The organism is Nocardioides mesophilus (genome assembly GCF_014395785.1).
GTDB lineage: Bacteria > Actinomycetota > Actinomycetes > Propionibacteriales > Nocardioidaceae > Nocardioides_B > Nocardioides_B mesophilus.
The window spans coordinates 2,380,284-2,399,088 of the sequence record NZ_CP060713.1 but is presented as its reverse complement, the minus strand read 5'-3'; the positions used below and the strand labels follow the sequence as shown (position 1 = coordinate 2,399,088).

The window sequence follows — 18,805 nt, the reverse complement described above, 5'->3', positions numbered from 1 at the left end:
CCGGACGGCTTCAGCTCGGGGCGGCACCGCCGGCGGAGAACGGCGCGGACCGGTCCTGGACCGGGATCAGGTCGGCGGCCGGCTCGGAGTAGCGCAGCGTGGTCAGCTCGTCCCCGACGAAGGTGAGCGAGGTCAGCGAGCACAACGTGCACTGGCGGCGGCGCGGGTCGTGCAGGAAGGAGCGCCGCTCGACGTGCAGCCGGGTCGTCCAGATCGGGAGCTGGTGGGAGACCAGGACGGCCTCGTGGCCGCGGGCGCCGTCCCGGGCGTCGTGCACCGCCGCCATCATGCGTGCGGCGATCTCCTTGTAGGGCTCGCCCCAGGACGGCCGCCACGGGTTCCACAGGTAGCGCCAGGTGCGCGGCTGCTTGAGGACCCCGCCGCCGGCGAACCGCTCGCCCTCGAAGACGTTGGCGGACTCGATGATCCGGGCGTCGGTGCCCACCTCGAGCCCGCGGGCGGCGGCCAGCGGCGCCGCGGTCTCCTGCGCCCGCTCCAGCGGCGAGGCAGTGACGCTGACGATGTCGCGGCCCTCGACCGCGTCGGCGACACGCTGCGCCATCTGCCGGCCGAGGTCGGAGAGGTGGTAGCCGTCGCTGCGGCCGTAGAGCACGCCGGAGGGGTTGTGGACCTCGCCGTGCCGCAGCAGGTGCACGGTGGTGGTCTCGAGGGTCATGCGTCTCCCTGGTCGGTGTCGGCGGGGCGGGCGGATCGGTCGGGGGGTACGGCGGCCGCGGCCCGGGCAGCCGCCGGCAGCGCCTCGAGGACCCGGTCCAGCACCGCGTCGTCGTGGGCGGAGGAGAGGAACCACGCCTCGAAAGCGCTCGGCGGCAGGTAGACGCCCTGGTCGAGCATCGAGTGGAAGAAGGCCTTGTAGCGATCGAGGTTCTGCGCGCTCGCGCCGGCGAAGTCGGTGACCGCGGTGACGTCGCCCGCCGACTCGTCGAAGAGGAAGACGCTGAACATGTTGCCGCCGGCCTGCACCAGGTGCGGCACCCCGGCGTCGGTGAGCGCCTTGTCGGCGGCGGCGCCGACGATCCCGGCCGCCCGGTCGAGCTGCGCGTAGACCTCGTCGGTCGCGTGCTGCAGCGTCACCAGGCCGGCGGTGGTGGCGACCGGGTTCCCCGACAGCGTGCCCGCCTGGTAGACCGGCCCCTCCGGGGAGAGCATGCCCATCACGTCGGCGCGGCCGCCGAAGGCCGCGGCCGGGAAGCCGCCGCCCATCACCTTGCCGAAGGTGACCAGGTCCGGCCGCCAGCCCTCCCGGGCGCCGTCGAGCCCCCACTGGCCGGACCGGGAGACCCGGAAGCCGGTCATCACCTCGTCGCTGACGAACAGCGCACCGTGGCGGCGGCAGGTCTCGGCGAGGAACTCGTTGAAGCCGGGCAGCGGCGGGACCACGCCCATGTTGCCGGGCGACGCCTCCGTGACCAGGCAGGCGATGCCGGCGCCGTGCTCGGCGAAGGCCTGCTCGACGGCGGCCCGGTCGTTGAACGGCAGCACCAGGGTCGCCGCGGTCGAGGCAGCCGGCACCCCCGGCGTGCCGGGAACCGCGAAGGTGGCCAGCCCGGAGCCGGCCGCGGCCAGCAGCGAGTCGACGTGCCCGTGGTAGCAGCCGGCGAACTTCACGACCAGGTCGCGGCCGGTGAAGCCGCGGGCCAGCCGGATCGCCGACATGGTCGCCTCGGTGCCGGAGGAGACGAAGCGCACCTTGTCGACCGGGGTCCGCGCCACGATCTCCTCGGCCAGCTCGACTTCGGGGCGGGTCGGGGTGCCGTACGACGTACCGCGGGCGACCGCCGCGACGACGGCCTCCTGCACGGCGGGGTGGGCGTGGCCCAGCAGCATCGGGCCCCAGCTGCACACCAGGTCGACGTACTCGTTGCCGTCGACGTCGCGCAGCAGGGCGCCGCGCGCGCTCTCGATGAAGCGGGGGGTGCCGCCGACGGCGTTGAACGCGCGCACCGGCGAGTTCACCCCGCCCGGCGTGACCGAGTGGGCACGCCTGAACAGCGCGGCGGATCCGGAGGTCGTGGAGGGGGTCACCACTTCATTGTCACCGAGGCCTGGTCACCGTTCGAATCCGGTCCGCCCCCGGGCGGTGTGAGGCTCACCATGCCCGGTCCCGCTCGCTCCCGCCGGACGGACGCCGCGCCGTGACGACCGGGCCGGGCGTAACCTCGCGGGCCCGCGCTCGTTGGCTGTGTGGAAGAGGGAGATCCCGGGTATCCGTGGGGGACACAAGGGATGGTTCGGGCATGACGAACGGGGAGGGAGACGCATGTCTCACCGTCTGACCACCTGGCAGAAGGCCACCGCGCTGGTGCCGCTGGCGCTGCTGTCGGGTGCCTGGACCACCAGCCTGGCCGGGTTCGGCACCGCCTCCGCCGCCACCGAGGAGCCGGGCACGCTGCCCGATGGCACCACGCTGCCGGCGGCCGCCGTGCAGGCGCCGGCGAGCCTGTCCGCTCCCGGCGAGATCGCCCCCGGCGTGCCCAGCGGCGCCGCCGACGCGGTGGTCCGCTCCGCCTCCCCCAACGGCATCCCCTCCGCGGCCCTGGCCGCCTACCAGCGCGCCGCCCAGGTGATCGACTCCGCGGACCGTTCGTGCCACATCGGCTGGCAGCTGATCGCCGCCATCGGCCGCGTCGAGTCCGACCACGGCCGCTACGGCGGCAACACCCTCTCCGACGAGGGGGTGAGCACCCCGGGCATCTACGGCATCCCGCTCGACGGCTCGCACGGCACGCAGAAGATCGGCGACAGCGACGGTGGCCGGTTCGACGACGACGCGGTCTTCGACCGCGCCGTGGGCCCGATGCAGTTCATCCCCTCGACGTGGCGGGTGGTCGGTGTCGACGGCGACGGCGACGGGGTGCGCGACCCCCAGGACATCGACGACGCCGCGCTGGCGACCGCGGTCTACCTCTGCTCCGGCGAGGAGGACCTCGCCACACCGGCGGGGCAGCGCTCGGCGGTCTACCGCTACAACCACAGCCAGGAGTACGTCGACCTGGTGCTCGCGATCATGGAGGCCTACACCGACGGCGACTACAGCGCGGTCCCCAACCAGGCGGCGGCGCCCACCAGCTTCTTCCCCTCCTACGGCAGCCCCGCCCTGCAGCCGGTCATCCGCGGCAAGAACCAGGCCGCGCCCGGCCCGAGGTCCGGCGCGGGGGCCGGCGCACAGGGCGGCGCGTCCGGCGCCGGCGCCGGCACCGGCGGCACCGGGAGCAGCGGCGGCACTGGCGGCACCGGCGGGACGACAGCGCCGGCGACCCCTCCTGCCACCGGCGGGGGCGACGCCCCCGACCCGGTGAAGGAGACCGTCAAGAAGGTCACCGAGCCGGTCGCGCCGGTCGTCGAGCCGGTCATCAGCACCGCGCAGGCCGTGGACCTGTGCGTCGCCGAGCTCAACCAGCAGTACGGCGCCGCACCGCAGAAGGCCGTCGACGCCTGCGTCGCGGCGCTGCAGGGCAAGACGCTCGCCGAGGCGCAGGGTGCCGTCGGCGGGGTCGTCGCCGGCCTGGCCGACCTGGTCAAGAGCCTGCTCGGCGGCGTGCTCGGCGGCCTCGGCTGACGCTCCGCGTCCGCGCGGCGCCCCGCCGGGTCAGGTGTAGAGGCAGAACGGGTGCCCGGCGGGGTCGAGCAGCACCCGCACGTCCTCCTGCGGCTGGTGCTCCGGCAGCTCCGCGCCGAGCTCGAGGGCCCTTGCCACCGCGGCCTCGAGGTCGGTGACCTGGAAGTCGAGGTGCAGCATCATCTGCTGGCTCCCCGGTGCGGCCGGCCACACCGGGCGCACGTAGTCGGGGTTGTGCTGGATCGCCAGGTAGGCCACGCCCTCCCCGAGGTCGAGGGCCGCGCCGTCGTCGCCCTGCGACCAGATCGGCCAGCCCCGCAGCCGGGAGTAGAACTGCGCCAGCACGTCGACGTCCGGCGCGTCGAGCATCACGCCCCACCAGTCCGAGCGCGACCACCGGTCGCGCTGGTCGGGCCGGTCGGGCCGGTCGGGCCGGTCGGGCTGCGTCTCCTCACCCATGGGAAGACGGTACGCCGGACGGGCCCGACGAGTCAGCGAGCGGCGCGCAGCAGCCGCGCGACCTCGGCGGCCCAGTAGGTCAGCGTGACGTCGGCACCGGCGCGCCGGATCGAGGTGAGCGTCTCGAGGATGGCGGCCTCCCGGTCGATCCAGCCGTTCGCGGCGGCGGCCTCGAGCATGGAGTACTCGCCGGAGATGTTGTAGGCCGCGACCGGCACGTCCACCGCATCCCGGACCGCACGGATCACGTCGAGGTAGGCCAGCGCCGGCTTCACCATCACCAGGTCGGCACCCTCGGCCACGTCGAGCAGCGCCTCGCGGACTCCCTCGCGGACGTTGCCGCCGTCCTGCTGGTAGGTCCGCCGGTCCCCCTGCAAGGAGGAGTCGACGGCCTCGCGGAACGGGCCGTAGAACGCGGAGGCGTACTTCGCCGAGTAGGCCAGGATCGCCACGTCGGTGTGCCCGGCGGCGTCCAGGGCGGCCCGGATCACGCCGACCTGGCCGTCCATCATGCCGCTGGGCCCCACCAGGTCGACCCCGGCCGAGGCCTGGGCGAGCGCCATCGCGGCGTACACCTCCAGCGTGGAGTCGTTGTCGACCGAGCCATCCGGCGCGACCAGGCCGCAGTGCCCGTGGTCCGTGAACTCGTCGAGGCACAGGTCCGCCATCACCGGCAGCGCGTCACCGACCTCGGAGACCACCTCCTCGATCGCGACGTTGAGGATCCCGTCGGGATCGACCGCCCCGCTGCCGCGAGCGTCCTTCCACTCCGGGACCCCGAACAGCATGATTCCGCCGAGGCCGAGCTCGGCCGCCTCGGCCGCGGCCCGCCGTAGCGAGTCGTGGGTGTGCTGGACGACCCCGGGCATGCTGCTGATCGGCACGGGCTCGCTGATCCCCTCGCGGACGAACGCCGGCAGCACCAGCTGGCGGGCCTCCACGGTGGTCTCCGCGACGAGCCGGCGCAGCGTGGGCGTGCGCCGCAGCCGCCGCGGCCGGGCGACCGGGAACGCTGCCTCGGCCACGCTCAGGTCGCCTTGCGGCGAGCCGATGGGCGACGCTCCGAGGGCCGGGTGACCGGCGCTCCGGCCTCGAGCAGCGACGCCCGGCGGGCGGCGCCGAAGTCGGCCAGGGCGTCGACGAGCACCTCCACCGACGGCGAGGGGGCCAGCACGTCGACGCGCAGCCCGTGCTCCTCGGCGGTCTTGGCGGTCGCCGGGCCGATCACCGCGATGATCGTCGAGGCGTGCGGCTTGCCGGCGATGCCGACGAGGTTGCGCACCGTCGAGGACGAGGTGAACACGACCGCGTCGAACTTGCCGCTCTTGATCGCCTCGCGGGTCGGCGCCGGCGGCGGGGTCGCGCGCACGGTCCGGTAGGCGGTCACGTCGTCGACCTCCCAGCCGAGCTCCACCAGGCCGGCCACCAGCGTCTCGGTGGCGATGTCGGCGCGCGGCAGGAAGACCCGGTTGATCGGGTCCAGCAGCTCGTCGAAGGGCGGCCAGTCCTCGACCAGGCCGCGGGCGGACTGCTCGCCGGCCGGGACCAGGTCGGCGCGCAGGCCCCAGGCCTCGATCGCGGCGGCGGTCTTCTCACCGACCGCGGCGATCTTGAGCCCGGAGAAGGCGCGCGCGTCGAGGCCGTACTCGTCGAACTTCTCGCGGACCGCGCGGACCGCGTTGACCGAGGTGAACGCGATCCACTCGTAGCGACCCTCGACGAGGCCGCGGATCGCCTTGTCCATCTGCTGCGGGTTGCGCGGCGGCTCGACCGAGATCGTGGGGACCTCCTCGGGCACCGCGCCGTAGCCGCGCAGCCGCGCCGACAGCGAACCGGCCTGCTCCTTGGTGCGCGGCACCAGCACCCGCCAGCCGAACAGCGGCTTGGTCTCGAACCAGGACAGCGTGCTGCGCAGGTCGACCACGTCGCCGACCACGGTGACGGCCGGGGGCGACATCCGGGCGGCGCGGCAGTCGGCCGCGATCTCCTCGAGGGTGGAGACGACCGTCTCCTGCTCGGTGGTGGTGCCGACCCGGGTCATCGCGACCGGCGTGGACGCCGACCGCCCGGCCGCCACCAGGGCGTCCGCGATCACCCCGATGGAGCCGACCGCGGAGAGCAGCACCAGCGTGCGGTCGTCGGCGTAGACGCTCCAGTCGACCTTGGCCTCCGAGCAGTTCACCACCGCGACCTCGCGGTGCTTCTTGTCGGTCAGCGGGACGCCGGCGTAGGCCGGGACCGCGGTCACCGAGCTCACGCCCGGGACGATCTCGAAGCCGACGCCGGCCTTGACGCAGGCCTGCGCCTCCTCCGGGCCGCTCGCGTAGAGGAACGGGTCGCCGGCCATCAGCCGGACCACCCGCGCGCCGGACTTGGCCTGCTTGACGACGGCCTTGGCCCGGGCCGCGTGGGTCAGCGGCTGCCCGTCGGTGCCGAAGCCACCGTCGACCACGGTCGCGCCCGGGGCCAGTCGCTCCACGAGCGCGGCGTGCTCGGGGGCCTCGGTCACCACGATCTCGGCCTGCCGGAGCAGGTCCGCGGCGCGCACGGTCAGCAGGTCCGGGTCGCCCGGGCCGCTGCCCACGAAGGAGACGAAGCCTGCCCTCGTCGACGGGGTCGGCACGGCAGGCGTCTCGGCCTTCACCGTGGCGGCACGGGTCGTCGCGCGGGTGGCTGCGGTCTTGGAAACGCTCTTGCTCACAGTCGCCTTCTTGCTGTTGTCGCTGACGCGGGTGCTCCCGGTCATCGGACTGGTCCTCGTGGTCATCCTGCTGTCGGTGCTGCTCGTGCTGCTGGTGCTGGTGGATCCGGTCGAGGTGGTCAAGGCACCCGCTCCTCGAGCAGCGAGCCGGCCCCGTCGACGACCATCTCCTCGGCGAGCCGGTGCCCGACCCCGGCGGCGTCCTCCGGCCGGCCGGTCATCGACCGGCGTACCGCGAGGCTGCCGTCGAGCGACAGCGCCACCGCCCTGATCCAGAGCTCGTCGCCGTCGTCGCCCTCGGCCACCTCGGCCAGGGCCCCGACCGGAGCCGAGCAGCCGGCCTCGAGGTCGGCGAGCACGACCCGCTCGGCGGTGACGGCCGCACGGGTCCTCGGGTCCTCCAGGGCCTGGCGTACGTCGTCGACGAGGTCGCTCCGGACCCGCAGGCACTCGATCGCCAGCGCACCCTGCCCGGGGGCGGGGAGCATCTGCAGCGGGTCGAGCACCTCGGTCACCTCGTCGAGACGACCGAGGCGTGCCACTCCGGCGCGGGCGAGCACGACGGCCTCGTACTCCCCCTCCCGGACCTTGCGGATCCTGGTGTCCACGTTGCCACGGATCCCGGCCACGTCGAAACCGAGACCGAGCGCGTGCAGCTGCGAGGCGCGGCGCGGGGACCCGGTGCCGACCCGGGCGCCCGGCCCCAGCTCGCCGAGGGTGAGCCCGTCGCGGGCGACGACCACGTCACGCGGGTCCTCGCGCAGGGGGACGGCGGCCAGCGCGATGTCCGGGTGCTCCGCGGTGGGGAGGTCCTTGAGGGAGTGCACCGCGACGTCCACGTCACCGCGCACCAGCGCGTCGCGCAGCGCGCTCACGAAGACGCCGACGCCGCCGAAGGAGACCAGCGGCGCGGCCGAGACGTCGCCCGCGGTGGTCACCTCGACGAGGACCACGTCGCGGTCCAGGGCGGCGGCCAGCGCGTCCGCGACGTGGCCGGACTGGGTGCGGGCGAGCAGCGAGGCGCGGGTGCCGACCCGCAGCGGGGTGCCGGTCATGCCATCCCCTCCGCCCGGGTCACGGCCTCGACGGCGTCGGGGTCCAGGGAGAACAGCTCGGCCAGCGCCGCGGCGTAGGAGACCGCCCCGGTCTCGTTGGCCAGCTCCTTGACCCGGACCGTCGGCTGGTGCAGCAGCTTGTCGGCGACCCGGCGGACCGTGTGCTCGACCTCGGCCCGGACGGCCGGGTCCAGGTCGGGCAGCCGGCTGCCCAGCCGGGCCATCTCGGCGTCGACGACTCCGGTCGCCATCGTGCGCAGCGCCACCACCGTGGGCGTGACGGCGGAGGAGCGACGGGCGGCGAGGAACGAGGTGACCTCCTCGGTCACCACCCCGCGCACCGCCATCACGTCGTCGGCGATCTCGCCGCCGTGCAGCTCGTCGGCCAGGCTGGCCAGCCCGATCAGCTCCAGGTCGGGGAGCTCGCCGACCGCGGGGTCGACGTCGTGCGGCAGCGCCAGGTCGACGACGGCCAGCGGACCCTTCGGGGTGGTCCGGGCGGCCGCCACCATGCTCAGCGGCAGCACCACGCCGGCGGCGCCGGTGCAGGAGATGAGGAGGTCCGCGGCGGCGATCTCGCGCTCCACGTCCTCCAGCGGGACGGCGCGGGCGGCGTACTGCCGGGCGAGCCGCTCGGCGTTCGCCTGCGTGCGGCTGGCGACCACGACCTCGCCGGCCCCGAGCCGGGTGACGGTGGCGACCGAGAGGCCGGCCATCGAGCCGGCGCCGACGACCAGCACCCGCAGCCCCCGCACCGGTCCGACGTGCGCCGCGGCCCGCTCGAGCGCGACGGAGACCAGCGAGGGCGCCGCCCGGTCGATGTCGGTCTCGGCGTGCACGCGCTTGCCGACCCGCAGCGCCTGCTGGAACAGCGTGTTCAGGGCCGGCCCGAGGGTCCCGTGCTCCTGGCCGACGCGCAGTGCCTCGCGGGTCTGGCCGAGGATCTGACCCTCGCCGACCACCATCGAGTCGAGGCCGGAGGCGACGTGGAACAGGTGCGAGACCGCGCCGTCGTCGTAGTGGACGTAGAGGTGCGGCACCACGTCCTCGGGACGCTCCTCGGCGAGATCGCAGAGCATCCGGGAGACCGCCTCGACGCTGCCGTGGAAGCGGTCCACGTCGGCGTAGATCTCGATGCGGTTGCAGGTGGCCAGCACCGTCGCCTCCGAGACGTGGTCGGAGCCGCAGACGTCGCGCACCAGCTTCTCCACGCCGGAGGCGTCGAGGGCGAGCCGCTCGAGGACCGACACCGGCGCGGTCTTGTGGGACACGCCCACCACCAGGACGCTCATCGGCCGACCGCCTTGGCGGGCAGGTCGCCGGGCAGCCCGGACAGCCCGGGGAGCAGGGCCGACTTGCGCTGCTCGTGGTAGGCGAGGATCTGCAGCTCGATGGAGAGGTCGACCTTGCGCAGGTCCACCCCGTCGGGCACCGAGAGCACCACGGGGGCGAAGTTCAGGATGCTGGTGATCCCGGCGCCGACCAGCCGGTCGCAGACGGCCTGCGCGGCCGGGGCCGGGGTGGCGATCACGCCGATCGCGATGCGGTGCTCCTCCACGAGCTGCTCCACCTGCTCGAAGCCGAGGATCTCCAGGTCGCCGACGCGTTCGCCCTGGCGCTCCGGGTCGGCGTCGAGCAGCGCGGCGATCCGGAAGCCACGCGAGCTGAAGCCGGAGAAGTTGGCGAGCGCGTGGCCCAGGTTGCCGATGCCCACGATGACCACCGGCCAGTCCTGGGTGACCCCGATCTCGCGGGCGATCTGGTAGCGGAGGTACTCCACGTCGTACCCGACGCCGCGGGTGCCGTAGGAGCCGAGGTAGGAGAGGTCCTTGCGGAGCTTGGCGCTGTTCACGCCGGCGGCGGCGGCCAGCTCCTCGCTCGAGCAGGTGGCGGTGCCGCGCTCGGTGAGCCCGACCAGCGCCCGCAGGTAGACCGGCAGCCGCGCCACCGTGGCCTCGGGGATGCCCCGGTCGTTGGACCGGTCGGCGACCTTCGCAGCGGTCGGTCGGGCGGCGCCCGGCACGGGCGTTCCGTTCCGCGGACTGCGTGGTGAGGTCACGACTCTTCGGGCTCTCCTGGACACTGCCGTTGGCGACGGGGACCCCGTATCTCGGGCCGCGGTGAGGCCGGCAGCACGGCCACTTTAGGAGTTTGTGAACGCGGGAACAAACTGAGCGGTCGCGCGACCTAGCACACGTGACCTCGCTCACCCGTCGGGGGGTCGGCCGACCTGCGCCTGTCTAGGCCAGTGCGGCGCGGAGCCGGGCCGGGTCGACCCGCCAGAAGTCGTGCTGCCGGCCGTCGACGAAGGTCACCGGGATCTCCTCGCCGAAGCGGTCCTGCAGGTCCGGGGAGGTGGTGATGTCGACCTCCTCGAAGCGCTCGCCGAGCTCGGCGCACACCTGCTCGACGACGGTCCGGGCGTCGTCGCACAGGTGGCAGCCGGGCCGGGAGTAGAGCAGCACCCGCGCCGGACGCCCGCTCATCCCTGGAGCCCCAGGCCCCGGTGCCGGCGGGCCGCCCGCAGCCGTCCCTTGGCGACCTTGCCCGTGACGGTGTGCGGCAGCTCGACGACGACGTGGACCTCGACCGGCTGCTTGAACCGGGCCAGCCGGGTCGCGCAGTGCTCGCGCACCGCCTGCTCCAGCTGCTCGTCGGACCCGGACCACCCGGGGGTGGGCCGGACGTAGGCGAGCACCGCCTCGCCGGTCTGCGGGTCGGGGCGGCCGATCACCGCGGCCTCGGCCACACCGGCCACCTCGACGACCACCTCCTCGACCTCGACCGGGTAGACGTTGAAGCCCGAGACCATCACCAGCTCCTTGAGCCGGTCGACCAGCACCAGGTTGCCGTCCCCGTCGAGGTAGCCCACGTCTCCGGTCGCGAACCAGCCCTGCGGGTCCGGCGCATCGGCACCGTCGGGCCAGTAGCCGCTGAACAGGTTCTGCCCGCGGAGCCGGATCTCGCCGGGGTCCTCGCCTCCGGGCACCAGCCCGGCGTCATCGAAGAGCTGGAGCTCGATGCCGGGCAGCGCGGCCCCGACCGATCCGCGCCGGTTCCGCGCGCTGCACAGCGTGGAGGTGACCACCGGCGCCGCCTCGGTGAGCCCGTAGCCCTGGTGCACCTCCAGGCCACCGGCCGCGGTGAAGGCGTCGGCCTGCTCGGGGGCCAGCGGGGCGGAGCCGGACAGGACCAGGCGTACGCCGCGCAGGTGCTCGCGCAGGCCGGGGACCCCCGTCCAGGCGGTGAGCACCGACGGGGCCACCGGCAGCACCGAGACCGCCTCCCGCTCCACCAGCGCCAGCGAGCCCTCGGGGTCGAAGCCGTCGACCAGCACCAGCCGCGCGCCGCGGTGCAGCACCCCGCCCAGCACCGCGTTCAGGCCGTAGACGTGGAACAGCGGCAGCAGCCCGAGGACGACGTCGTCGCCGGTGAACATCGGCGGCTCCACGGCGGCGACCTGCTCGATGTTGGCCAGCAGCGCCCGGTGGCTGAGCATCGCCGCGCGGGGTCGGCCCGACGTACCGCTGGTGTAGAGCAGCACCGCCAGCGCCTCGGGGTCACCGCCCTCGGGGAAGCCCGGGGCGGGCGCGTCCGGGTCGTCGAGCAGCTGCGCGTACGGCGTCTCGCCGGGCAGCGCCGGAGCGCCCACGACGGCGATCTGCGGCACCGGGGCGGAGCGCAGGAGCTCCTCGTCGGCTCCGACGAGGGCGTCCGCGAGACCGGCCGCAGCCTGCCGGACGGTGGTGAGCGCCTTCGCGTCCGCGATCACCAGGCGGGTCTGCGAGTCGGCGACCATCCGGGCCAGCTCCCCGGTCGCCGAGCGGGGGTTCACCGGGACGGCGACCAGCCGGGCGCGCAGACAGCCCAGGTAGCTGGTGACGAACTCGACCCGGTTGCCGAGGGCGAGCATCACCCGGTAGCCGGCGACCAGGCCGCGCCGGTTCAGGCCGCGCGCGACGCGGTCGACCTCGCGGTCCAGCTCGGCCCAGGTGACCCGGCGACCGTCGGCCTCGACCAACGCCACCCGGTCCGGATGCTCCGCGGCGGCACGGGTCAGCAGCTCAGGCAGGTGCGCGCTCACCCTGGCGAGTCTGGCACACGACCGCAGCGGCGGCGGACCACTACGCTGGCCCGGTGAACGCGGCACGATCCTCCCGGCGCACGGCCTCGCCAGCCGATCGGGTCGACCTGCGCAGCCGCTCCGTGCTCGCCGGCGAGGCGTCCGCGGCCGCCGCCGAGGTGGAGAGCTCGCTGGCGACGCCACCGGACCTGACCGCCGCGGCCTTCTTCGACGTCGACAACACCGTGATGCAGGGCGCCTCGATCTTCCACCTCGCCCGGGGCCTGCACCGCCGCCACTTCTTCACCACCCGCGACATCCTGGGCGCCGCCTGGAAGCAGACCTACTTCCGGCTCGTGGGCGTCGAGGACCCCGAGCACGTCGCCGAGGCCCGGGCCTCCGCGCTCGCGTTCATCAAGGGGCACGAGGTCACCGAGCTGGAGTCGCTGGGCGAGGAAATCTTCGACGAGGCGATGGCGCACCGAATCTGGCCGGGCACCAGGGCGCTCGCCCAGCTCCACCTCGACCAGGGGCAGCGGGTCTGGCTGGTGACCGCGGCCCCGGTGGAGATCGCGACGATCATCGCCCGCCGGCTGGGGCTGACCGGTGCGCTCGGCACGGTCTCCGAGCACGTGGACGGGGTCTACACCGGCCGGCTGGTCGGCGACATGCTGCACGGGCCCGCGAAGGCGGAGGCGGTCAAGGCGCTTGCCGAGCGGGAGGGGCTGGACCTCGCCCGCTGCTCGGCGTACTCCGACTCCTTCAACGACCTGCCGATGCTGACCCTCGTCGGTGACCCGTGCGCGATCAACCCCGACGCCAAACTCCGCGACCACGCCAAGGCGCACGGCTGGCGGGTTCGCGACTACCGCACCGGCCGCAAGGCCGCGCGGGCCGGGCTGTTCGCCGCCGGTGCAGCGGGCGCGGTGGCCGGCAGCGCCGCCGCGGCCGTGGCGATCCGGCGCCACGTGCTCTGACCGAGGCGCGCTCTCCGCTCGCCGACAGCGCTGGGTGGATGAGCTACGGCCGGAAGGGTGCCGCGGTCGGCTGCTCGACGAGGTCGGGCAGCGCGGTGCGGTCGGCGAACGCGGGTCGCAGCCACAACGTCCGCTCCCACTCCCAGGACCACAAGGTCGTGGTGACACCGGACTGGGACCAGGGGACGAAGAGCGCGGAGAGCAGCCCGACGAAGGTCAGGTGGACGCCGTCGAAGTCGGCAGCCGCCGCGTCCCACACCGGGGCGGGTCCGTGGTCGATGTCGGCCGCCTCGAGCAGGTTGCGGTCGGGTCCGGCGTAGCCGGCCGGGTCGCCGTACCTGGTGACGAGCCGGTGCCAGTCAGCAGGCCCGGCGATCTCGAAGATGCGCGCGCGAGGTGCCACCCGCACCCGGGCCTGCACCAGCGGGTAGGTGGGGGTCCAGTCGCCGCGGCCGGAGGCCAGGGCGGCGTGTGCGCCGGACCGGATCGGCTGTTCCTGCGGCACCGGCAGCTCGGTGGAGGTGATCAACCCCTGCGCGGGCTGCTGGGCGTAGGTCTGCCAGCGAGCCGATGCCGCGGTCGGTGCTGGCGCGGTGTCGGGTTCGCTGAGCAGCAGCTGGTGGTCGCGGTCCAGGGGCGCCGCCCACCAGCCGGTGCGAGGGTCGCTCAGCACGGCGTTCACGAGGCCGTGGAGCTCGGCGGCCTGGTCGACGAACCGGCGTCGCGCATGCGCTGCCGGCTCCGCGCCGTTCCAGGGATCGAGGGCGTCCGCGGCGGCGGCGGCCAGGGCGGTGGCCGTGGCGGGTTCGGCGAGTGCGTCGGCGAGCAGCCCGTGCCGGTGGGCGAGCACGAACACCGCCGCCGCGAGCGGGGCTTGCAGCAGCTCCGCGGCACGGCCGGCCAACCCGGCCGTGTCGGGCCGGCCGGGATCAGCAGTGCCGCCGCCGGCGGAGTGCTGCGGGTCGGTCATGGCAGTCGCAACCTCGTCGTGGGCCCAGCAGTCGGTGACGGAGCCGTTCGGCCAGGAACCGGAGGTGCCGACCGCTGGGGGTGCTCAGGCGGACCGTACACGTCCGAGGTTCGGCGGGGATTGCGGTGACCTGTCCCGGGGTATCCCCGATGTGAGCGGCGCCACAGGGGCGAGGTGCGGCTCCTGGTTACCGATCGGTTCACAAAGCAGTCGAACCGACCTACTCTGGACCGATTGACCCTGGGGAATGAGGGCCCGGCGCGCGCCGGGAAGGGAGATCTCGGTGTTCACACGCGAGGCGGAGCTCGACGGCGGGCTGCAGGCCCTCCGGCGCGCGCTCGCCGCCGCCCTGGACCCGGCCCCGATGCTCGCCGCCGGTGTCCCCGCCAGTGGTGGGGCTGCCGGTCCCCGCGCCGGCCGTGGCGCACGCTCGGCGTGGCTGCTCTCCGAGGCGGTGGAGCTGCAGCCGGCGGGGCCGGACCGTGATTTCACCGACGCCGCACTGGCCGCCTCCTCCGAGGCCGACGAGGCGGAGGCGAGCCGGCTGATCGCGCTGGTCGAGCTGGCCCGCGGCGGCGACTCCGAGGCGTTCGGGATGCTCTTCGACCACTACCACACGGCGGTCTACCGGTTCCTCTACTACCGCGTGGGTTCGGTGGCGCTCGCCGAGGACCTGATGTCCGAGACGTTCTTCCGGGCGTTGCGCGGCATGGGCTCGTTCCGCTGGCAGGGCAAGGACTTCGGCGCCTGGCTGATGACGATCGCCCGGAACCTCGCGACCGACCACTTCAAGGCCGGACGGACCCGCCTGGAGATGACCACCGAGGACATGTCGGCGCACGACGACGTGACCGAGGGGCCGGAGACCAGCGTCCTCGCCGCACTGACCAACGAGGCCCTGCTCGCCGCGCTCAAGGAGCTGCCGTCCGAGCAGCAGGAGTGCCTGATCATGCGGTTCCTCCAGGGCCTCTCCATCGCCGAGACCGCCCGGGTGCTCGGTCGCAGTGACGGCGCGGTCAAGCAGCTGCAGCTGCGCGGGGTCCGCAACCTGGCCAAGCTGCTCCCCGAGGGGCTGCGATGAGTGCGACCGGCTGTGGTGCGCGGCACCGCGGGACGCCCGTAACCTCCGGCGCCGGTCCCTCGTTGAGCGAGGTGATGGGGCACCGGCCGCTCGGGTCCGGCGCCTGGACCTCCCTCGCACAGACAGGACGACCGCGATGACCTCCTTGTTCAGCACGCGCAGACGTGCCGAGGAGTTCGCCCGGGCCGTGGACGGCGTCGTCCTCCGTCCTGCCGTCGAGCCCGACCCAGGCCTCCAGCCGTTGCTCGCGGTGGCCACCGCGCTGCGCTCCCAGGCACCAGCCGCCCCGCGGGCCGACCTGGTCGCCGACCTCCGGGCCCGGCTGCTCCTCGAGGCCGACGAGGTACTGGTGCCCGGCGCCGCCCTGGTGCTTCCGGTCCGGCAACGACCGCGCGAGCGCCGACTGGCCGCGGCGGCCTCCGTCGTGATCGTGCTCGGCAGCACCGCCGGAGTGGCCGTGGCGGCGCAGAGCGCGCTGCCCGGCGACGCGCTCTACCCGGTCAAACGAGGCATCGAGCAGGCCCAGGCGGGCCTTTCGACGAGCCCCGCCGGCAAGGGCCGCGACCTGCTGAGCGCCGCGGGCGACCGCCTCGACGAGGTCGAGGGGCTGCTGGCGCAGGACGATCCCACCTCCGCACCGCAGATCCCGGGTGTCCTCGAGGACTTCACCGCGCAGGCCGGCGAAGGAGCAGACCTGCTGCTCGGCTCCTACGCGGAGACCCGCGACCCGGCCAGCGTCGCAGCGGTCCGGACCTTCGCCGCCGACGGCATCACCATGCTCGAGCAGCTGTCCGAGACCGCCCCGCCCGAGGCGCAGGACGAGCTCGCCGCGGCAGCGCTGGCCCTCGGCGACATCGACGCCCGGGCGGTCCAGGCCTGCTCCGGCTGTGCGGACCTGCCCGAGCTGCAGGTGCCTCCGATGTTCCGGGCCGCCGCCGACGTGGACCGCACGCTGGCGCGGCTGAGCCCGACGGACCTCGCCGGCCTCGACAACAGCCACCCGGTCGTCGTCCAGCGCGGGCACACCGGCACCACCGAACCGGATGCTCCCGCGACAGGTGCCGCCGGTGGCACCGACGCCGCCACCGCACCCCAGGGGTCGACCGCGGGCTCCGGAGGCGACACCTCGTCCGGCGGCGCGCTCTCCGGCGACACCGACGTCTCCAAGGCCGGTGACGACCCGGTCACCAAGGTGAAGAAGACCGTCGAGGACACCGTGGACGACACCGTGGACGGGGTCGGCGGCGTGGTCGGGGACGTGACCTCCGGTCTCGGCGACGCCACCGCGACGTTGCTGCCCGACCCCGGCACCGGCGACCTGCTGCCCTGACCCCGCCGGTGCGCGAAACCGGTCGCGTCCACCGACCCCCGCGCGCCCACAACGACGGCTGTGCGCGGATACGGTCGCGGGGTCAGTGGAAGACGGAACGCCGCTGCATGAGCAGGGTGTACAGCGTCTGCTGGATGGTCTCCCGGACCTGGTCGGTCACGTTGAACACCAGCATCGGGTCGTCCGCAGCGCCCTCGTCGTAGGAGTCGGTGCGGATCGGCTCGCCGAACTCGATCAGCCACTTGGAGGGCAGCGGCACCAGCCCGAGCGGCCCGAGCAGCGGGAAGAACGGCGTGATCGGGATGTAGGGCACGCCCAGCAGCCGCGCCAGCGAGGGCAGGTTGCCGACCAGCGGGTAGATCTCCTCCGCACCGACCACCGAGCACGGGATGATCGGCACACCGGTGCGCAGCGCGGCGGAGACGAAGCCGCCGCGGCCGAAGCGCTGGAGCTTGTAGCGCTCGGAGTAGGGCTTGCCGATGCCCTTGAACCCCTCCGGCCAGACCCCGACCAGCTCGCCGCCGCGCAGCATGCGCTCGGCGTCCTCGTTGCAGGCCAGCGTGGCGCCCGCCTTGCGGGCCAGCTCGCCGAAGACCGGCAGCCGGAAGACCAGGTCGGCCCCGAGCGGACGGAGGTTGCGGCCGGTGTGGTCGTGCACCGACACCATCGTCATCAGGCCGTCGACCGGAACCGTGCCCGAGTGGTTGGAGACCAGCAACGCCCCGCCCTCAGCGGGGATGTTCTCGGCGCCCCGGACCTCCACCCGGAACCACTTCTCCTTGAGCGGCCGGACCGCTGCCAGGAAGAACCGCTCGGTGACCTCCGGGTCGAAGCCGTAGGCGTCCACCGAGTAGTCGCCGGTCACCCGCCGCCGCAGGAAGGCCAGCAGCTCGGCGGTCCGGCGCTCCCAGCCCTCGCCGAACACCTCGCGTCCGGCGCTCGCGAGCGCCTCCAACCAGTCGGCCACCGGGATGCCGGTGTCCGGCTCCTGCTCGGAGGTCGTCACCGGCGGCCGGTCGGGGTCGCTGCTTTCCGGGGCCTGCGCGGCGGCGGGACCACTCCCGGCGCTGCCCGTCGCACGCGGCGTCCCCGTCGGCCTCCCCTTCGTCGGGCCGGCGGCACCGCCCGGCGCGGCGGAGTCCGTGGTGCTCGCGCCGGTCTCGGGGTCCGGCGCCCGGCTGGTACGTCGTCGTGGCGAACCGCTCGCGCCGCCGCCGGAGAACTCGCCGGGCGGGTCGGCCGGGGACCGGTCGGTCGCGGACCCGGTGGCGGACCCGGTGGCGGCGGATCCGGCGGACCCGGGACCGGGCTTGGACCCGGCCAGCGTGCGCGCGGCCGACGACGGCTTGGCGTTGCCGCTGCCGCGACCCGGCCGGCCGCGGGTGCCCAGCGGGATGATCTCTGCGTCAGCCATGGCGGGCCTCCGTGGCGGCGGTGAGCACGCCGGCAGCGAGCTGGGTCGGCGGCACCATGCCGGGGGTGACGGCACCGGCGAAGTCCGCGAACGCGGAGGCGGTGTCGTGCTCGGGCGTGAAGCCGAGGACGTCGCGGAGGCGCTGGGTGTCGAGCCCGCGACCGAAGGTCAGGTAGCTGACCAGCTCGCGGTCGGGGCCGCGCACCCCGACCCGCTTCAGCAGCGTGCCGAGGTTGTCCAGCGCGAAGGCGGGCAGCTGGACGCTGGGCCGGCCGAGCCGGCGGACCGCCTGGGACAGCATCAGCACGCCGTCACCGGCGACGTTGAAGGTGCCGTGCACCCCGCCCAGCGTGGCGTGCCGCAGCGCGGCCAGCAGGTCGTCCTCGTGGACGAACTGCAGCCGGGCGTCGAACCCGAGCGGGGTCGGCACCACCGGCAGCCGGAAGTAGTCGGTGAGCGGCGAGCGCACCCGCGGGCCGATCAGCGGCGCCGCACGCATCATCGTCACCGCCACGTCGGGACGCCGGCGGGCGAACCCGCGGACGTACCCCTCGACCTCCAGCACGTCCTTGCCGAAACCGGACCCCGGCAGCCGCTTGGCGGCCTGGTCCTCGGTGAACATCGCCGGGTCGCGGCTCGAGGAGCCGTAGACCTCGGAGGCCGAGCGCACCACCAGCCGCTCCAGGCTGGGCGCCTTCTGGCACGCGGCGAGGAGCTGCATCGTCCCGATGACGTTGTGCTCCTTCACCGAGGTGCGACCGCCGGCGTGCCCGAACGGCGAGACGCTCATGTGCACGACCGTGTCGACACCCTGCGCCGCGATCACCTTGGCGATGACCGGGTTGCGGATGTCGGCGCGCACGAACTCCACGACGCCGAGGTCACGGCGAGGTGGTACGACGTCGACGCCGATCACCCGCTGCGCCGGGTCGGACGCGAGCAGGCGCGCCAGACGTCCGCCGAGGTCGAGGGAGACCCCGGTGACGAGCACGGTGCGACCCACGGGCGAACCTCCGCGATCGGGAGCTCTGAGGACTACCGGACTTACTTGCCCTGACGACGACGCTGGATGCGCGTCTTCTTGAGCAGCTTGCGGTGCTTCTTCTTGGCCATTCTCTTGCGACGCTTCTTGATGACGGAACCCACTACGGACCTTCTCTGCCTGGTGGACGCGA

Annotated in this window: 18 protein-coding genes; 4 read left to right on the top strand and 14 right to left on the bottom strand. The window is 74.1% G+C overall.

Annotation, left to right across the window (positions count from 1 at the left end; all coding sequences use genetic code 11):
* Positions 1-10: 10 nt before the first annotated feature.
* Positions 11-676, bottom strand: a complete 666-nt coding sequence (locus tag H9L09_RS11500; protein WP_187577101.1) for a histidine phosphatase family protein — start codon at positions 674-676, stop codon at positions 11-13.
* A complete protein-coding gene (gene hemL, locus H9L09_RS11495; protein ID WP_425491678.1) occupies positions 673-2,046 on the bottom strand; it encodes a glutamate-1-semialdehyde 2,1-aminomutase in 1,374 nt (457 codons plus the stop codon). Before hemL ends, H9L09_RS11500 begins: the two co-directional genes overlap by 4 nt.
* A 235-nt stretch (positions 2,047-2,281) precedes the next feature.
* On the opposite strand from hemL, the gene H9L09_RS22460 reads away from it, so the two are divergent.
* Positions 2,282-3,580: a lytic murein transglycosylase gene (locus tag H9L09_RS22460; protein WP_281390660.1), complete on the top strand. Its 1,299-nt coding sequence runs from the start codon at positions 2,282-2,284 to the stop codon at positions 3,578-3,580.
* 30 nt (positions 3,581-3,610) lie between these two features.
* Here H9L09_RS22460 and H9L09_RS11485 read toward each other — a convergent pair whose 3' ends face one another.
* From H9L09_RS11485 to H9L09_RS11450, 8 genes are all read right to left on the bottom strand, one after another.
* Positions 3,611-4,039, bottom strand: coding sequence for a VOC family protein (locus H9L09_RS11485; protein ID WP_187577099.1), 429 nt, complete (start codon positions 4,037-4,039; stop codon positions 3,611-3,613).
* A gap of 32 nt (positions 4,040-4,071) precedes the next feature.
* On the bottom strand, positions 4,072-5,064 hold the full coding sequence (hemB, locus tag H9L09_RS11480; RefSeq protein ID WP_425491677.1) for a porphobilinogen synthase: 993 nt from the start codon (positions 5,062-5,064) through the stop codon (positions 4,072-4,074).
* A 2-nt stretch (positions 5,065-5,066) separates the two neighbouring features.
* On the bottom strand, positions 5,067-6,785 hold the full coding sequence (locus H9L09_RS11475) for a bifunctional uroporphyrinogen-III C-methyltransferase/uroporphyrinogen-III synthase (RefSeq protein ID WP_187577098.1): 1,719 nt from the start codon (positions 6,783-6,785) through the stop codon (positions 5,067-5,069).
* 74 nt (positions 6,786-6,859) lie between these two features.
* Positions 6,860-7,795, bottom strand: a complete 936-nt coding sequence (hemC, locus tag H9L09_RS11470) for a hydroxymethylbilane synthase (RefSeq protein WP_187577097.1) — start codon at positions 7,793-7,795, stop codon at positions 6,860-6,862.
* On the bottom strand, positions 7,792-9,087 hold the full coding sequence (locus H9L09_RS11465; protein WP_187577096.1) for a glutamyl-tRNA reductase: 1,296 nt from the start codon (positions 9,085-9,087) through the stop codon (positions 7,792-7,794). The genes hemC and H9L09_RS11465 overlap by 4 nt, the downstream gene beginning before the upstream one ends.
* A complete protein-coding gene (locus H9L09_RS11460) occupies positions 9,084-9,818 on the bottom strand; it encodes a redox-sensing transcriptional repressor Rex (protein WP_187577095.1) in 735 nt (244 codons plus the stop codon). Before H9L09_RS11460 ends, H9L09_RS11465 begins: the two co-directional genes overlap by 4 nt.
* Positions 9,819-10,035: 217 nt before the next feature.
* Positions 10,036-10,281 (bottom strand): glutaredoxin family protein, encoded by a 246-nt coding sequence (locus H9L09_RS11455; protein ID WP_187577094.1) that lies wholly within the window; start codon positions 10,279-10,281, stop codon positions 10,036-10,038.
* Positions 10,278-11,879: a class I adenylate-forming enzyme family protein gene (locus tag H9L09_RS11450; RefSeq protein ID WP_187577093.1), complete on the bottom strand. Its 1,602-nt coding sequence runs from the start codon at positions 11,877-11,879 to the stop codon at positions 10,278-10,280. The genes H9L09_RS11455 and H9L09_RS11450 overlap by 4 nt, the downstream gene beginning before the upstream one ends.
* Before the next feature lie 53 nt (positions 11,880-11,932).
* Here H9L09_RS11450 and H9L09_RS11445 point away from each other — a divergent pair, with 53 nt between their 5' ends.
* Complete coding sequence (locus tag H9L09_RS11445) at positions 11,933-12,835, top strand: HAD family hydrolase (protein WP_187577092.1); 903 nt, start codon at positions 11,933-11,935, stop codon at positions 12,833-12,835.
* Between the two features lie 43 nt (positions 12,836-12,878).
* Here the strand turns inward: H9L09_RS11445 and H9L09_RS11440 are convergent, their stop codons facing one another.
* On the bottom strand, positions 12,879-13,805 hold the full coding sequence (locus tag H9L09_RS11440) for a hypothetical protein (protein ID WP_187577091.1): 927 nt from the start codon (positions 13,803-13,805) through the stop codon (positions 12,879-12,881).
* 283 nt (positions 13,806-14,088) lie between these two features.
* On the opposite strand from H9L09_RS11440, the gene H9L09_RS11435 reads away from it, so the two are divergent.
* Both H9L09_RS11435 and H9L09_RS11430 read left to right on the top strand, forming a co-directional pair.
* Positions 14,089-14,886: a sigma-70 family RNA polymerase sigma factor gene (locus tag H9L09_RS11435; protein ID WP_246455970.1), complete on the top strand. Its 798-nt coding sequence runs from the start codon at positions 14,089-14,091 to the stop codon at positions 14,884-14,886.
* A 136-nt stretch (positions 14,887-15,022) separates the two neighbouring features.
* Positions 15,023-16,216 carry a DUF5667 domain-containing protein gene (locus H9L09_RS11430; RefSeq protein WP_187577090.1) on the top strand — a complete coding sequence of 398 codons (1,194 nt, stop codon included), beginning with the start codon at positions 15,023-15,025 and terminating at the stop codon, positions 16,214-16,216.
* 82 nt (positions 16,217-16,298) lie between these two features.
* Here H9L09_RS11430 and H9L09_RS11425 read toward each other — a convergent pair whose 3' ends face one another.
* The 3 genes from H9L09_RS11425 to H9L09_RS11415 are packed head-to-tail and all read right to left on the bottom strand — an operon-like array spanning position 16,299 to position 18,776.
* Positions 16,299-17,630 carry a lysophospholipid acyltransferase family protein gene (locus tag H9L09_RS11425; RefSeq protein ID WP_187577089.1) on the bottom strand — a complete coding sequence of 444 codons (1,332 nt, stop codon included), beginning with the start codon at positions 17,628-17,630 and terminating at the stop codon, positions 16,299-16,301.
* Positions 17,623-18,633, bottom strand: a complete 1,011-nt coding sequence (locus tag H9L09_RS11420) for an NAD-dependent epimerase/dehydratase family protein (RefSeq protein WP_187577088.1) — start codon at positions 18,631-18,633, stop codon at positions 17,623-17,625. Before H9L09_RS11420 ends, H9L09_RS11425 begins: the two co-directional genes overlap by 8 nt.
* 41 nt (positions 18,634-18,674) lie before the next feature.
* Entirely contained in the window at positions 18,675-18,776 is a 102-nt protein-coding gene (locus H9L09_RS11415) for a 30S ribosomal protein bS22 (protein WP_013161846.1), read from the bottom strand.
* Positions 18,777-18,805: the final 29 nt, after the last annotated feature.

Bases quoted from the DNA above. Each gene is read 5' to 3' on its own strand.
- H9L09_RS11500 (WP_187577101.1), bottom strand. From the start codon at position 676: ATGACCCTCGAGACCACCACCGTGCACCTGCTGCGGCACGGCGAGGTC.
- H9L09_RS22460 (WP_281390660.1), top strand. From the start codon at position 2,282: ATGTCTCACCGTCTGACCACCTGGCAGAAGGCCACCGCGCTGGTGCCG.
- H9L09_RS11485 (WP_187577099.1), bottom strand. From the start codon at position 4,039: ATGGGTGAGGAGACGCAGCCCGACCGGCCCGACCGGCCCGACCGGCCC.
- H9L09_RS11475 (WP_187577098.1), bottom strand. From the start codon at position 6,785: ATGACCGGGAGCACCCGCGTCAGCGACAACAGCAAGAAGGCGACTGTG.
- hemC (WP_187577097.1), bottom strand. From the start codon at position 7,795: ATGACCGGCACCCCGCTGCGGGTCGGCACCCGCGCCTCGCTGCTCGCC.
- H9L09_RS11465 (WP_187577096.1), bottom strand. From the start codon at position 9,087: ATGAGCGTCCTGGTGGTGGGCGTGTCCCACAAGACCGCGCCGGTGTCG.
- H9L09_RS11455 (WP_187577094.1), bottom strand. From the start codon at position 10,281: ATGAGCGGGCGTCCGGCGCGGGTGCTGCTCTACTCCCGGCCCGGCTGC.
- H9L09_RS11440 (WP_187577091.1), bottom strand. From the start codon at position 13,805: ATGACCGACCCGCAGCACTCCGCCGGCGGCGGCACTGCTGATCCCGGC.
- H9L09_RS11430 (WP_187577090.1), top strand. From the start codon at position 15,023: ATGACCTCCTTGTTCAGCACGCGCAGACGTGCCGAGGAGTTCGCCCGG.
- H9L09_RS11425 (WP_187577089.1), bottom strand. From the start codon at position 17,630: ATGGCTGACGCAGAGATCATCCCGCTGGGCACCCGCGGCCGGCCGGGT.